Annotated in this window: 12 protein-coding genes; 8 read left to right on the top strand and 4 right to left on the bottom strand. The window is 72.4% G+C overall.

Annotation, left to right across the window (positions count from 1 at the left end):
- The first annotated feature begins 135 nt into the window (after positions 1–135).
- The 4 genes from guaA to ACWFQ8_RS02645 all read left to right on the top strand — a co-directional run bounded on the left by guaA (position 136) and on the right by ACWFQ8_RS02645 (position 4,664).
- Positions 136–1,722 carry a glutamine-hydrolyzing GMP synthase gene (gene guaA, locus ACWFQ8_RS02660; protein WP_453784380.1) on the top strand — a complete coding sequence of 529 codons (1,587 nt, stop codon included), beginning with the start codon at positions 136–138 and terminating at the stop codon, positions 1,720–1,722.
- A gap of 164 nt (positions 1,723–1,886) precedes the next feature.
- The gene (locus ACWFQ8_RS02655) at positions 1,887–2,756 is read left to right on the top strand and encodes a class II aldolase/adducin family protein (RefSeq protein WP_453784379.1); all 870 of its coding nucleotides are present in this window, start codon (positions 1,887–1,889) and stop codon (positions 2,754–2,756) included.
- 102 nt (positions 2,757–2,858) lie between these two features.
- Positions 2,859–4,124 carry a hypothetical protein gene (locus ACWFQ8_RS02650; protein ID WP_453784378.1) on the top strand — a complete coding sequence of 422 codons (1,266 nt, stop codon included), beginning with the start codon at positions 2,859–2,861 and terminating at the stop codon, positions 4,122–4,124.
- Positions 4,125–4,142: 18 nt separating this feature from the next.
- Positions 4,143–4,664 (top strand): DoxX family membrane protein, encoded by a 522-nt coding sequence (locus ACWFQ8_RS02645; protein WP_453784377.1) that lies wholly within the window; start codon positions 4,143–4,145, stop codon positions 4,662–4,664.
- On the opposite strand, the gene ACWFQ8_RS02640 is transcribed toward ACWFQ8_RS02645, so the two are convergent.
- Both ACWFQ8_RS02640 and ACWFQ8_RS02635 read right to left on the bottom strand, forming a co-directional pair.
- On the bottom strand, positions 4,604–4,834 hold the full coding sequence (locus tag ACWFQ8_RS02640; protein ID WP_453784376.1) for a hypothetical protein: 231 nt from the start codon (positions 4,832–4,834) through the stop codon (positions 4,604–4,606). The genes ACWFQ8_RS02645 and ACWFQ8_RS02640 overlap by 61 nt on opposite strands.
- On the bottom strand, positions 4,821–6,143 hold the full coding sequence (locus tag ACWFQ8_RS02635; RefSeq protein WP_453784375.1) for a PspC domain-containing protein: 1,323 nt from the start codon (positions 6,141–6,143) through the stop codon (positions 4,821–4,823). The genes ACWFQ8_RS02640 and ACWFQ8_RS02635 overlap by 14 nt, the downstream gene beginning before the upstream one ends.
- A gap of 131 nt (positions 6,144–6,274) precedes the next feature.
- On the opposite strand from ACWFQ8_RS02635, the gene ACWFQ8_RS02630 reads away from it, so the two are divergent.
- The 3 genes from ACWFQ8_RS02630 to ACWFQ8_RS02620 all read left to right on the top strand — a co-directional run bounded on the left by ACWFQ8_RS02630 (position 6,275) and on the right by ACWFQ8_RS02620 (position 9,501).
- Complete coding sequence (locus tag ACWFQ8_RS02630; protein ID WP_453784374.1) at positions 6,275–7,573, top strand: ATP-binding protein; 1,299 nt, start codon at positions 6,275–6,277, stop codon at positions 7,571–7,573.
- The gene (locus tag ACWFQ8_RS02625; RefSeq protein WP_453784373.1) at positions 7,570–8,286 is read left to right on the top strand and encodes a LuxR C-terminal-related transcriptional regulator; all 717 of its coding nucleotides are present in this window, start codon (positions 7,570–7,572) and stop codon (positions 8,284–8,286) included. Before ACWFQ8_RS02630 ends, ACWFQ8_RS02625 begins: the two co-directional genes overlap by 4 nt.
- A 111-nt stretch (positions 8,287–8,397) precedes the next feature.
- Positions 8,398–9,501 carry an alpha/beta hydrolase gene (locus ACWFQ8_RS02620; RefSeq protein WP_453784615.1) on the top strand — a complete coding sequence of 368 codons (1,104 nt, stop codon included), beginning with the start codon at positions 8,398–8,400 and terminating at the stop codon, positions 9,499–9,501.
- Positions 9,502–9,507: 6 nt separating this feature from the next.
- Here ACWFQ8_RS02620 and ACWFQ8_RS02615 read toward each other — a convergent pair whose 3' ends face one another.
- The gene (locus ACWFQ8_RS02615; RefSeq protein ID WP_453784372.1) at positions 9,508–10,572 is read right to left on the bottom strand and encodes an NlpC/P60 family protein; all 1,065 of its coding nucleotides are present in this window, start codon (positions 10,570–10,572) and stop codon (positions 9,508–9,510) included.
- Positions 10,573–10,700: 128 nt separating this feature from the next.
- Positions 10,701–11,054, bottom strand: coding sequence for a hypothetical protein (locus tag ACWFQ8_RS02610; RefSeq protein WP_384543369.1), 354 nt, complete (start codon positions 11,052–11,054; stop codon positions 10,701–10,703).
- 97 nt (positions 11,055–11,151) lie between these two features.
- Between ACWFQ8_RS02610 and pcrA the strand changes: the two genes are divergently transcribed.
- Entirely contained in the window at positions 11,152–13,728 is a 2,577-nt protein-coding gene (gene pcrA, locus ACWFQ8_RS02605) for a DNA helicase PcrA (RefSeq protein WP_453784371.1), read from the top strand.
- Positions 13,729–13,790: the final 62 nt, after the last annotated feature.

The raw sequence follows: 13,790 nt of genomic DNA, 5'->3' as shown, positions 1-13,790 counted from the left end.
TGCTTGCGCATGGAACGGATTATTGCCGTCCGTCCCCCTCCCGGCCAACCCGGTTCGGATGGTGAGACGAAACCGGTCCCACGTCCCCCGTTAGAATCGACAAAACAGCCACCTCTTCCGCCGGAAGGCCGTCCCGTGCCAGAAGCACCCTCCGCCGCCCACGACAGCGCCCCGGACACGGTCCTCGTCGTCGACTTCGGCGCCCAGTACGCCCAGCTCATCGCCCGTCGCGTCCGCGAGGCTCGGGTCTACAGCGAGATCGTCCCCAGCACGATGCCGGTGGCCGAGATGCTGGCCAAGGACCCCAAGGCGATCATTCTCTCCGGCGGCCCCTCCTCCGTCTACGAGGAGGGCGCGCCCACCATGGACCGCGCCCTGTTCGAGGCCGGCGTCCCCGTCTTCGGCATGTGCTACGGCTTCCAGCTGATGGCGGTCACCCTCGGCGGCCAGGTCGACAACACCGGCGCGCGCGAGTACGGCCGCACCCCGCTCGCCGTCTCCAAGGCCGGCTCCACCCTCTTCGAGGGCACCCCCGAGAACCAGTCGGTGTGGATGTCCCACGGCGACGCCTGCTCCGCCGCCCCCGAGGGCTTCTCCGTCACCGCGTCGACCAACGTCGTCCCGGTCGCGGCCTTCGAGAACGACGAGAAGAAGCTGTACGGCGTGCAGTACCACCCCGAGGTGATGCACTCCACGCACGGCCAGCAGATCCTGGAGCACTTCCTCTACCGCGGTGCGGGCCTCGCGCCCACCTGGACCACCGGCAACATCGTCGAGGAGCAGGTCGCGGCCATCCGCGAGCAGGTCGGCGACAAGCGCGCCATCTGCGGCCTCTCCGGCGGCGTGGACTCCGCGGTCGCCGCCGCGCTCGTCCAGAAGGCCATCGGTTCGCAGCTGACCTGCGTGTACGTCGATCACGGCCTGATGCGCAAGGGCGAGACCGAGCAGGTCGAGAAGGACTTCGTCGCCGCCACCGGCGTGCAGCTGAAGGTCGTCGACGCCCAGGAGCGCTTCCTGAACGCGCTCGCCGGCGTCTCCGACCCGGAGGCCAAGCGCAAGATCATCGGCCGCGAGTTCATCCGTGTGTTCGAGCAGGCCCAGGCCGAGATCATCGCCGAGGGCGGCGCGGACGTGGCCTTCCTCGTGCAGGGCACCCTGTACCCGGACGTCGTCGAGTCCGGCGGCGGCACCGGCACCGCGAACATCAAGTCCCACCACAACGTGGGCGGTCTCCCCGACGACATCGAGTTCGAACTCATCGAGCCGCTGCGCCAGCTGTTCAAGGACGAGGTCCGGATGGTCGGCCAGGAGCTCGGCCTCCCGGACGAGATCGTCCAGCGCCAGCCCTTCCCCGGCCCCGGCCTCGGCATCCGCATCGTCGGCGAGGTCACCAAGGAGCGCCTGGACCTGCTGCGCGAGGCGGACGCCATCGCCCGCCACGAACTCACCGCGGCCGGCCTGGACCGGGAGATCTGGCAGTGCCCGGTCGTCCTGCTCGCGGACGTCCGCAGCGTCGGCGTCCAGGGTGACGGCCGCACCTACGGCCACCCCGTCGTGCTGCGCCCCGTCTCGTCCGAGGACGCGATGACCGCGGACTGGACGCGCATGCCGTACGAGGTGCTCGCCCGGATCTCGACCCGCATCACCAACGAGGTGGCGGACGTGAACCGCGTGGTCCTCGACTGCACCAGCAAGCCGCCGGGCACCATCGAGTGGGAGTAGTCCCCGCCCGAACGAACCGAAGCCGCCGCCCGCTGTCCGGGGCGGCGGCTTCGTCGTTCCTCTGTTCTCCTCGGCCCGCCGCCGGTACCTTGCGCCGCGAGCCGAGCCGAGCCGAGCCGAGCCGTCGCAGGAGCCGAGCCGTCACAGGAGTCGAAGGAGGGGCCATGCCGGACCAGCCCGCAACCGGGCCCGCAGCCGCGCCCGCACCGGTCCCCGTGGACCGGTTGCGGTTCGAGATGCCGCCGGTCCACTCCGACCCCGCCGACGAGCGCGCGTACCGCAAGGAGCGGCTGGCGGGCGCGCTGCGGCTGTTCGGCGGGCTGGGCTACGAAGAAGGGGTCTGCGGACACGTCACCGCGCGCGACCCGGAGTTCGAGGACTGCTACTGGGTGAACCCCTTCGGGCGGTCCTTCGCGGAACTGGGCGCCGAGGACCTGCTGCTCGTCGACGGGGACGGCCGGGTGGTCCTGGGCGAGCGGCGGGTCAACCAGGCCGCCTTCGCCGTGCACGCCGCCGTGCACCGGGCCCGCCCCGAGGTCGTCGCGGTGGTCCGCACGCAGGCCCCCTACGGCAGGGCGCTCGCCGCGCTCGGCGAACTGCTCGCCCCGATCACCGAGGAGGCCTGCGCCTTCTACGAGGACCACGCGCTGCTGGACCAGTACACGGGCGGCGCCCCCGACCCTCAGGAGTGCCGGCGGATCGGGATCGCGCTCGGCCCGTACAAGGCGCTCGTCCTGCGCCACCACGGGCTGCTGACGGTCGGCGGCTCGGTGGACGCGGCGGCCTGGTGGTTCCTCGCGGCCGAGCGGGCGGCGCAGGTGCAGCTGATCGCGCGGGCGGCCGGGAAGCCGGTGCTCATCGAGCACCGGGCCGCGCTCGCCGCCAGGGAGCGCTTCGGCACCGATCTCGCGGCCTGGGTGAACTACCAGCCGCACGGAGAGCGGGTGGCCCGGCGGGCCGCGCGGGAGGCGCCGCGGCGGCCGCCCCCGGAAGCACCCCCTGAGGTGTCACAGCGGGTGGCGTCAACATCATGAACCGTTAATCACCTGCTCTGACATCGTGCGCAATCCGGAGCACTGCCGCAGTGGTGCACAATTCGCTGGCATCGCACCGTAGTTCAGAGAGGCGGCACGTTCGTGGCTGTCCAAGAGATCTCCCGAAGTACCCACGCGGGCGGCTGTACCTGCGACGACTGCCCGCACGGCGCCCGCGAGGGGCACCGCCGCGCCGTCGCCGCGTTCCTGGAGAAGCGCGACGAGTTCGCCGCCGGGCAAGGAGTGCCCGCCGCCGTGGCCCACTCCCTCGGCGCCTCCCGCCAGTGGGTCTCCGACGAACTGACCCTGTCGGCCCGCACGGTCGCCGACCGGGGCCGGGAGGCCGGCAACTCCTGGCTGTACCTGTTCTCGCGCCGGGTCGTGCTCGCCGTGTGGATCGCCGCCGGGATCCTGCTGCTGGTCCAGGTCGGCACCGCGCTGGGCACCGGCTGGTCCACCGCCCGGACCGCCGCACTGCTGGCCGCCGCACTGCTGGCCGGGCTGCTCACCGTCGCGGCCCGCGCCCAGTCGCTGCGCGGCGGACTGCTGGCCCCGCTGGTCGGCGAGGACAACCGGCTGTCCACCTCGAAGGCCGTGCCGAGCGCCTGGGTGGTGCTGACGGCGTTCGCCGCCCTGCTGCCCGCGGTGCGGCTCGCGGCCTCGGTACCCGGCCCCGAACGGGAAGCCCTGTACGCGGGCCTGGCGCTGGACCGGGCGCTGCCGCTGCTGGCGGTGGTCGCCCTGACGTCGGGGGTGGCGGTCCTGGTCCGCCGGGTGGTGTGCGTACGCATCATGGGCCAGCGGCTCCAGAAGCTCCCCGCGGACCGGCCGCGCGGAGCGGACCTGCTGACCGACGACGCCGGCCGGGGCAGCTTCCCGGACGCGCAGTACGTGCTCGTCTCCACGGTGGTGCTGGCCTACGCGGCGGTGTCGCTGGCCCGCTTCCCCGACCAGCTGCCCCGGCTGCCCTGGTCGCTGGCCCTACTGGTGGCGCTGTCCGCCGCCGTGTACCTGGCGTCGAAGTACGCGGAGGGCACCCGCCCGCTGGTGCTGTCGGTGGTCCGCAGACGCGAGCCCGGGGACCTGGACGCCGCCGTCCGCCCCGGGGACGACATCGAGATCCGGGGGGTGGGCTTCGTACCGCCCGGTGCGCAGACACCGGAGATGCTGGCCCGGCTGGTGGTGCGGATCGGACCGGTGCACGTGCACGTACCGCTGGTCCCCGTGGCCGGCGGGTTCACCAACCCCTCCGACGCCGTGCTGACGGTCCCGGTCCCGGCCGAGGTGGAACCGGGGCGGATCGAGATCCAGGTGGTGACCGCCGCAGGAGTGGAATCCAACCGATGCACCATCGACGTGGCCGAATGATGGGGATACATATGACTCATGACTCGAACCGATGTGCTGCTCGCTGATTCCGCCCGGTCGCACGAAGGTCTGCGCGCCCGCGCCGCCCGGTACGCGCTGTTCCCCCTGCGGATCTTCCTCGGTGTGACCTTCGTGTACGCCGGAGTGGACAAGCTGACCGACTCCGCCTTCCTCTCCGTCTCCGGCGACGGCTCCATCGGCGACCTGATGCGCGGGGTGCGCGACACCTCCGCGATCCCCGCCCTGGTGGACCTGGCGCTCAAGGCCCCCGTCGCCTTCGCCGTGTTCCTCGCCGTCGCGGAGATCCTGGTCGGCCTCGGAGTCCTGGTGGGCCTGCTGACCCGGATCGCCGCCCTCGGCGGAGCGCTGATCTCGCTCAGCCTGTGGCTCACCGTGTCGTGGGCGGTGACCCCGTACTACTACGGCAACGACCTGGCCTACCTGATGGCCTGGACTCCGTTCGTCCTCGCCGGGGCGCCCTACCTGTCGCTCGACGCCCGCGTCTGGTCGCGGCTGCGCTTGTCGCGGCGGACGGCGTAGGTCACCAGCCCCACCAGGGCGGCGAGCGACAGCCCGCCCACGGCGAGGGGGACGACGGCGAACCACGGCAGGTCCACCTCCCCGGAGTTGTCGAGGAGGTACAGCACGCCCGCGAGCAGCAGGGACAGTCCCGCGACCATCCTGCCGGGCTGGAACTCATGACGCCGCACGGGCCACCTCCACCTGTCCCACACCCGCGCCGAGGCGCAGCTCGATCGTCCCGCCGGCTTCCGTGCCGGCCGCCGGGGGCAGGGTCGCCCGCCGGTTCTGTTCGCCCGCGTGCTCGATCCGGTCGGCCCGGTCCCCGGGCAGTTGTACGTCGCCCAGCCGGCGGATGGTGACGTCGACCTCGGCCGTGACCTCGCGCGGCACGACCACCTTCAGCCGGCCCGCGGCGATCGACGCGTCCACGGCCACGGTGGTGCCCCTCGGCACGTCCAGGCGGCTCAGGTCCAAGGTGGCCAGCCCCGTGCCCGCCTCGTAGACGGGCCGGACCTCGGCGACCGCCGCCGGGCGCCATTCGACCCGTCCCCAGTCGGTGGCGATGTCGCGGGGCAGTACCGCCGCGACCGCGAGCAGGGCGGAGGTGAGCACCGCCCACACCACCGTGCCGAAGCCGGTGCGGCCGAACAGCGAGCTGATCACGAGGCCCAGCCCGAAGACGACCAGCGCGGCCGCCAGCCCGGTCTGCAGGGCCTCGCCCAGCGGCCGGCCCTCCCAGTCGGCGGCGGTGCCCGCGCATCCGGCGAGCAGGGCCAGCAGGAAGACCCGGCCGCCGATGCCGCCGCGCGGCCGGGGCCGTGGCGGGCGGGCTCCCGGCGCGGCCGGGACCAGCCTGTCCGCGGCCGGGAGGCGTTCGCCGGCGACGGCGTCGTCCGGACCCCACAGGTATCCCGTGGCACCGACCGGGCCCGTGGTGCCGTCCTTGACCAGGGGGTCGCGCCACCAGGACGGACCGCCGGGGGCCGGCGGCGCCTTCGTCTCCGGCGGCGCGGGGGAGTGCGCGGGCCGCTGCGGGTCGGGAACCGGTGCCTGCGGGTCCGCGGTCTGCCGCCGCCGCTGCGACCAGTACGCGGCCCCGCCGAGCCCGAGGACCACCAGGACGGAGAAGATCGCGAGGTCGCCGTTGTCGATCATCGAGAGGAACAGCGCGCAGCCCACCAGCGCGGCGAACACCGCGGCGAGCGTGGCGCCCTCGACCCGGCCCGTCAGCACCTTCTTCGCCTCGCTGTCCTCCTCGCCCTCCACCGGGAGCAGCAGCCACGCGAAGCCGTAGAAGATCAGGCCGACGCCGCCGGTGACCCCGAGGACACCGAGGACGACCCGGAAGACCACCGGGTCGAGGTCGAAGTACCGGCCCAGGCCCCCGCACACGCCCGCGAGGACCTTGTCGCTCTTGCTGCGGCGCAGCGGCGGCCGGTCCGCCGGCGGCCTGTGCGCGCCGGGGCCGGCCGGCGGCGCCTCGTGTACTTCGGTCATGGGTCCATGGTGACCGGCCGCGACCGGCCGCGGCATCCGGCCCGACCCTGGCGCAACCCTGATATCCCCCCGACGGAACTGGGGGGAGGCCCTGATGCCCGGCCCGGTCCGCGCGTGTGACCATCGGTGACATGCCCGCAGCCACGTCCCGTGTTCCGCACGCACCGGAACCCCCACTGGAGCCCGCACCGCCGCGCAAGCTCTACCGCAGCGCCGACGGCCGGATGCTCGGCGGTGTCGCGCGCGGTCTCGCCGGGCACCTCGGGCTGCCCGTGATCTGGGTCCGGCTGGCCTTCCTCGGCCTGTTCATGTTCGGCGACGGCCTGGGCGTGCTGCTGTATGCCGCGTTCTGGGTGTTCGTACCGCTCGGCGTGGGCGGCCGGGCCGGGCACCGCACCTACTTCGAGACCCTCCCCGACGGCACCCGGCGGCTGCGCAAGCCCGACCGGGGGCAGCTCACGGCACTGATCGCGCTGTTCATCGGCGCCGGGATCTTCATCTCCAAGGTGCAGGTCGGCGGCGAGTCCGGCCGGTACGTGTGGCCGACGCTGCTGGTCGGGGCCGGTGTCGTCCTCGTGTGGCGGCAGGCCGACAACGCCCGCCGCGCCCACTGGAGCGCGGCCGCCGGACGGCACGGGCGGCTGCTCCAGGCCGCCCGGGCGCTGGCCGGAGTCGCCCTGGTCGGCGTGGGGCTGACCGTCTTCATCGTCGTGCGCGGCTCCGCGGCACAGCTCGGCAACGTCCTCACCGCCACCCTCGCCGTCCTCGTCGGCGTCGCCCTGCTCGCCGGCCCCTGGCTGATCCGGATGACCCAGGACCTGTCCGAGGAGCGCCTGATGCGCATCCGCGCCCAGGAGCGCGCCGAGGTCGCCGCCCACGTGCACGACTCCGTCCTGCACACCCTCACCCTGATCCAGCGCAACGCGGAGGACGCCGGCGAGGTCCGCCGCCTCGCGCGGGCCCAGGAGCGGGAGTTGCGGAACTGGCTGTACAAGCCCGAGGGCACGGGCAAGGACGAGGCCGAGGAGCCGGACACCCTCGCCGAGGCCGTCAAGAAGACCGCCGCCGAGGTCGAGGACCACCACGGCGTGCCCATCGAGGTCGTGGTCGTCGGCGACTGCCCCCTGGACGAACGGCTCGCGGCGCAGGTCCAGGCCGCGCGTGAGGCGATGGTCAACGCCGCCAAGTACGGTGGCGAGGGCGGGCCCGTGCAGGTCTTCGCGGAGGTGGAGGGCCGGACGGTGTTCGTGTCCGTACGCGACCGCGGACCCGGCTTCGACATCGACGCGGTACCGGACGACCGCATGGGCGTACGAGAATCGATCATCGGCCGGATGCAGCGCAACGGCGGGACCGCACGGTTGCGGTCCGCGCCCGACGGCGGCACGGAAGTCGAGCTGGAGATGGAGAGGGCGGCGAACGCAGCATGACCGAGGACGTTGGCACGAACGAGAGCGACAGCGGCGGCGGCGCCGAGGAGACCCGGCGCGTGCGGGTGGTGCTCGTCGACGACCACCGGATGTTCCGCGCGGGCGTCCAGGCCGAGATCGGCGAGACCGCGCGGACCGGAGTGGAGGTCGTCGGCGAGGCCGCCGACGTCGACCAGGCCGTCGCCGTCATCACCGCCACCCGCCCCGAGGTGGTCCTGCTCGACGTGCACCTGCCCGGCGGCGGCGGGGTCGAGGTGCTGCGGCGCTGCGCCCCGCTGATGGCGGCCGCCGTGAACCCGGTGCGGTTCCTGGCGCTGTCCGTGTCCGACGCGGCGGAGGACGTCATCGGAGTCATCCGGGGCGGCGCGCGCGGGTACGTCACCAAGACCATCACCGGGACCGACCTGGTGCGCTCGGTCTTCCGGGTGCAGGACGGGGACGCGGTGTTCTCGCCGCGGCTCGCGGGCTTCGTGCTCGACGCCTTCGCCTCGACGGACGCGCCGCCGGTGGACGAGGACATGGACCGCCTCACCCAGCGGGAGCGCGAGGTGCTGCGGCTGATCGCGCGCGGGTACGCGTACAAGGAGATCGCCAAGCAGCTCTTCATCTCGGTCAAGACGGTCGAGTCGCACGTCTCGGCGGTGCTGCGCAAGCTCCAGTTGTCCAACCGGCACGAGCTGACCCGCTGGGCGACCGCCCGCCGCCTGGTCTGAACCCGGCCGCTGCGGCGGCGCTCCGGTCCGGCCCGCCCCCCTACGGTGTGATCCACGCCGCAGGGGGGCGGGGGAACCCGGCCGAGACGCCCCGTACTCTAGGTCTGCGTGATGAGCCTGACCGGGACCCCCCTTTTCGTCACGGCGATCGTGCTGACCGCGCTCGCCGTTCTCCTGCCCCTGCCCCTGTGGAGCAAGGTGCGCGGACCTGCCGTCGCACGCGGCGCGACCCGCGTCCTCATGGTGGTGTTCGCCCAGGTCACCGCCATCGCGCTGGTCTTCGTCGGGCTGAACCGGCAGATGAACTTCTACACCTCCTGGGGTGACCTGCTCGGCACCGGCACCTACGTCACGGCCGCGCCCGACCTCGGCCCGGACGGGCTCGGCGGGAAGAAGGCGGAGGCGCAGCCGAAGGTGCGCCAGGAGTTCCGGCCGGTGGAGGGCGTGCCCGGCGGGGTGCGGAAGACCGAGCTCGACGGCAAGATCTCCGGCGTCAAGGGCGAGGTCATGGTGTGGCTGCCGCCGCAGTACGACGACCCGGCGTACAAGGACAAGAAGTTCCCCGTCGTCGAACTGATCCCGGGCATACCGGGGACCGGGAAGTCCTGGTTCCAGGGCGTCAAGGCGCACGAGGTGCTGGAGCCGCTGATGAAGAGCGGCAAGGTGCAGCCGTTCATCCTGGTCTCCCCCCGCGCCATGCTCGTCGGCAACGGCGACAGCGGCTGCGCCAACCTCCCCGGCAAGGTCAACGCGGACAGCTGGTTCAGCGTCGACGTCCGCAAGATGGTCGTCGACAACTTCCGGGCGTCGGACGACGCCCGCACCTGGGGCGTGGCCGGATACTCGGCGGGCGCGTACTGCGCCGCCAAGCTGGCCATCTCCCACCCCGACCGCTACAGCGCCGCCGTCTCGCTCTCCGGGTACAACGACCCCGGTCAGGAGCCCTCCTCCCTGGTCGCCCAGGACCCGGAGCTGCGCCGGACCCACAATCTGAAGGCCCTGCTCCAGGCCGCGCCGACGCCGCCGGCGGTCGCGCTGTGGATGTCGGGCGCCGAGCAGGACGGCTACCTGTCCGGCATGGACCTCAAGGCGATCGCCCAGAACCCGACCGTGGTCCACGCGGAGAAGGTGACCGGCGGACACAACCTGGACTCGTGGTCGAAGCAGCTGCCGCAGACCTTCGGCTGGCTGAGCCAGAAGGTCAAGGCGCCGTAGCGGCGCTCACGCCGGGCGGGAGGCGCCGGCCCACGGCATCGAGTCGATCGGGGCCACCCGGACCGTCGAGCCGGGCCTGGGGGCGTGGATCATCCGGCCGTCGCCGATGTACAGGCCCACGTGGGTCACTCCGGAGTAGAAGAACACCAGGTCGCCCGGGGCCAGCTGGTCGCGGGCGACGCGGCGGCCCGTGTTGATCTGGGTGTAGGTGGTGCGGGGCAGCGAGACCCCGGCCGCCCGCCAGGCCGCCTGGGTCAGGCCCGAGCAGTCGAAGGACCCGGGACCCGTCGCGCCCCACACGTACGGCTTCCCGATCGCGCCGTGCGCGAAGGCGACGGCGCGGGCGGCGCGCGAGCCGTCGGACGGCGGCGGGGGCGTGGACCCTGGCGCGGCGGCGGGGGCCGCGGCGGCCGCACCCGCGGCGGGCCCGCCGGCCGAGCGGGCTTCGTAGGCGGCCCGCTGCTCGGCGGTCAGCCGGGCCAGCAGGCGCTTGGCGGTGGCGAGCTTCCCCTCGACCGAGGTCTTGTGCTCGGCCAGTTCGTCCTGCCGGGAACGGAGGTCGGCGAGCTTTCCGGCGGCCTGCTCCTTCAGCTTCGCGACCTCGTCGAGCCGGCGCCGTACGGTGGTGATCCCGGCCGCGTTGCGGTCCCCGGCGCGGGAGATGAAGGAGGCCTGGTCGAGGTACTGCTGCGGGTCCTCGGCCAGCGCGAGCCGGACGGCGGTGCCCAGGGAACCGCTGCGGTACTCGGACGCGGCCATCGAACCGAGCGTGCCGCGCGCGGAGTTCAGCTGCTCGGTCTTGCGGGCCGTCTCCGCGCGCAGTCCCGTCAGCGCGCGCTCGGCCTCGTCGGCCTTCTCCTTCGCCCCGTTGTACCGCTCGGTCGCCGCTTCGGCCTCCTCGTAGAGCCGGTCCACCTCCGCGCCGACCTGGGAGGCCGTGAGCTGCGGGTCGGCCTGGGAGATGCCTTCGAAGACGGTCGCGGTGGCAGCGCCCGCGAGGGCGAGGGTGGTGGCGGTCCTGACGGTACCGCCGGAGAGCGGGCGCTGCCTGGGCTTTCGGTGACTGGCCACGAGGGCCTCACGTCCTTCCTCACTCGGTGCTTGGAGGAGGACGCTAGACCCGTGGGTAACGGGCGGATGACGAGATGATCGCAAGTGGCTCGATGCGACCGGAGATGGCCGCTCGGGACCGGTGTGGATCAGCCCCAGAGGACGGCGATGAAGATATTGACCACGGTCAGTCCGCCGACCGCTCCGAACAGTGCTTTCTCCACCCGCTCCTCGTCGCGCTTCACGTAGACGAGGGCGAGGATCACGAAGAGGATCGCGAGCTTCACGCCGATCTTGACGTTGTTGACGCCGGAGCCGTCCATCTCGTTGAAGCCGACGAGGAGCACACCGGTGACGAGCATGGTGAGCGCGCCGTGCAGCATGGCCGGGGTGAACCGCGCGGTGCCCGCGCCCATCGCCTTCATCTGAGTCAGGAACCCGCCGAGGAGCGAGGCGATCCCGATGATGTGCAGGCCCACGAAGACATTGATCAGTACGTCCATGCCGTCGAGCGTACGGGCCGGCCCCGGACAGGTTCGGGGCAGGGGATTCTCCGGGCCGGGACCGGCTGTCCGTCCCGCCCTCTAGACTCGGAGAGCGATGAGCAGCCTCTTTGACGACAGTTTCCTGGCGGACCTCACCCCCTCCGACGAGGTCCCCCCGCCGCCCGAGGACCACGCCGCCCCGGAGGCGAGCGCGGACGACCTCTTCGAGGGCCGGTTCGACGTGCCCATGACCGGGGACGCGTACTACCGGGACGGCGCCCCGCGGCCCGTCATCGACCCGGCGGCGCTCCTGGACGGGCTGAACGAGCAGCAGCGCGCGGCCGTGGTGCACGCGGGTTCCCCGCTGCTCATCGTGGCCGGTGCCGGTTCCGGGAAGACCCGGGTGCTGACCCACCGCATCGGACACCTGCTGTCCGCGCGGAAGGTCCACCCCGGCCAGATCCTGGCGATCACCTTCACCAACAAGGCCGCCGGAGAGATGAAGGAGCGCGTCGAGAGCCTCGTCGGCCCGCGCGCGAACGCCATGTGGGTCTCCACCTTCCACAGCGCGTGCGTGCGCATCCTGCGCCGCGAGTCCAAGCGGCTCGGCTTCACGTCCTCGTTCTCGATCTACGACGCGGCCGACTCGAAGCGCCTGATGGCGCTCGTCTGCCGGGACCTCGACCTGGACCCGAAGAAGTTCCCGCCGAAGTCCTTCAACGCCAAGATCTCGAACCTGAAGAACGAGCTGATCGACGAGGAAGCCTTCGCCGACCAGGCGGCCGACGGCTTCGAGAAGACGCTGGCCCAGGCGTACGCGATGTACCAGGGCCGGCTGCGCGAGGCCAACGCCCTCGACTTCGACGACATCATCATGACCACCGTCCATCTGCTCCAGGCCTTCCCGGACGTGGCCGAACACTACCGGCGCCGCTTCCGCCACGTGCTGGTCGACGAGTACCAGGACACCAACCACGCGCAGTACACGCTGGTGCGCGAGCTGGTGGGCACCGGCTACCCGGACCTGCCCCCCGCCGAGCTGTGCGTGGTGGGTGACGCCGACCAGTCGATCTACGCCTTCCGCGGCGCGACCATCCGCAACATCCTCCAGTTCGAGGAGGACTACACGGACGCCACCACGATCCTGCTGGAGCAGAACTACCGCTCCACGCAGACGATCCTGTCCGCCGCCAACGCGGTCATCGAGCGCAACGAGAACCGCCGCGCCAAGAACCTGTGGACCGAGGCCGGCAGCGGCGCCGTGATCACCGGCTACGTCGCGGACACCGAGCACGACGAGGCGCAGTTCGTCGCCGACGAGATCGACCGGCTGACGGACGCCGGGGACGCGAAAGCCGGCGACGTCGCGATCTTCTACCGGACGAACGCGCAGTCGCGCGTGTTCGAGGAGATCTTCATCCGCGTCGGGCTGCCCTACAAGGTCGTCGGCGGCGTCCGCTTCTACGAGCGCAAGGAGGTCCGGGACGTCCTCGCGTACCTGCGCGTCCTCGCCAACCCCGAGGACAACGTCCCGCTCCGGCGCATCCTCAACGTGCCCAAGCGCGGTATCGGCGAGCGCGCCGAGGCCATGATCGACGCGCTCGCCATGCGCGAGAAGATCACCTTCCCGCAGGCGCTGCGGCGCGTGGACGAGGCCTTCGGCATGGCCGCGCGCTCGACGAACGCGGTGAAGCGCTTCAACGTGCTGATGGAGGAGCTCCGGACCATCGTCGACTCGGGCGCGGGCCCGGCGGTGGTGCTGGAGGCGGTCCTGGAGCGCACCGGGTACCTCGCCGAGCTCCAGGCCTCGACCGACCCGCAGGACGAGACGCGGATCGAGAACCTCCAGGAGCTGGCCGCGGTGGCCCTGGAGTTCGAGCAGGCCAGGGCGGCCGCGGCAGCCGAGGGCACGACGGCCGAGGGCGGTGCGGGCGGTGCGGGCGATGCCCCGGACGCAACCGGCGCCGCTGCCGGTCCCGGCACGCTCGCCGAGTTCCTGGAGCAGGTCGCGCTCGTCGCCGACTCCGACCAGATCCCGGACGAGGAGACGGAGGGCACGGGCGTCATCACGCTCATGACGCTGCACACCGCCAAGGGCCTGGAGTTCCCGGTGGTCTTCCTGACCGGTATGGAGGACGGGGTCTTCCCGCACATGCGGGCGCTGGGCCAGACCAAGGAGCTGGAGGAGGAACGCCGCCTGGCGTACGTGGGCATCACGCGTGCCCGCGAGCGGCTGTACCTGACCCGCTCCTCGATGCGCAGCGCCTGGGGCACCCCCTCGTACAACCCGCCGTCGCGGTTCCTGGAGGAGATCCCGGACCAGTACCTCCAGTGGAAGCGCACCGGGGCGTCGCAGAAGCCGGCCGGTCCGATGCGCAGTGCGGGCTACGGTTCCGGGTCGGGCTACGGATCGGGATCGGGCGGCGGCAGGGCCTCCTTCGGCACCTCGCCCGAGTCCTTCCTGTCCTCCTCGCGCACCAAGGCGGGCCCCTCCGGTTTCGCGACGCGCCGGGCCACCGACAAGCCGGTCGTCGCGCTGGTGGTCGGAGACCGGGTCACGCACGACCAGTTCGGGCTCGGCACCGTCATGGAGGTCCAGGGAGCGGGCGCGGACGCGCAGGCCACCATCGACTTCGGGGACGACAAGCCGAAGCGGCTGCTGCTGCGCTACGCGCCGGTGCAGAAGCTCTAGCGGCGCACCGCCCTCCGTGAGCGGAGAAGGCGCCCGCCCCACGGGGCAGGCGCCTTCCGCAC

This window comes from Streptomyces sp. NPDC055254, assembly GCF_053606025.1.
Note: the sequence above shows the minus strand (reverse complement) of the source record. Positions and strands in the feature narration are given on the sequence as shown.

Bases quoted from the DNA above. Each gene is read 5' to 3' on its own strand.
- ACWFQ8_RS02610 (WP_384543369.1), bottom strand. From the start codon at position 11,054: ATGGACGTACTGATCAATGTCTTCGTGGGCCTGCACATCATCGGGATC.
- pcrA (WP_453784371.1), top strand. From the start codon at position 11,152: ATGAGCAGCCTCTTTGACGACAGTTTCCTGGCGGACCTCACCCCCTCC.
- ACWFQ8_RS02655 (WP_453784379.1), top strand. From the start codon at position 1,887: ATGCCGGACCAGCCCGCAACCGGGCCCGCAGCCGCGCCCGCACCGGTC.
- ACWFQ8_RS02630 (WP_453784374.1), top strand. From the start codon at position 6,275: ATGCCCGCAGCCACGTCCCGTGTTCCGCACGCACCGGAACCCCCACTG.
- ACWFQ8_RS02620 (WP_453784615.1), top strand. From the start codon at position 8,398: ATGAGCCTGACCGGGACCCCCCTTTTCGTCACGGCGATCGTGCTGACC.
- ACWFQ8_RS02625 (WP_453784373.1), top strand. From the start codon at position 7,570: ATGACCGAGGACGTTGGCACGAACGAGAGCGACAGCGGCGGCGGCGCC.
- ACWFQ8_RS02645 (WP_453784377.1), top strand. From the start codon at position 4,143: ATGACTCGAACCGATGTGCTGCTCGCTGATTCCGCCCGGTCGCACGAA.
- ACWFQ8_RS02635 (WP_453784375.1), bottom strand. From the start codon at position 6,143: ATGACCGAAGTACACGAGGCGCCGCCGGCCGGCCCCGGCGCGCACAGG.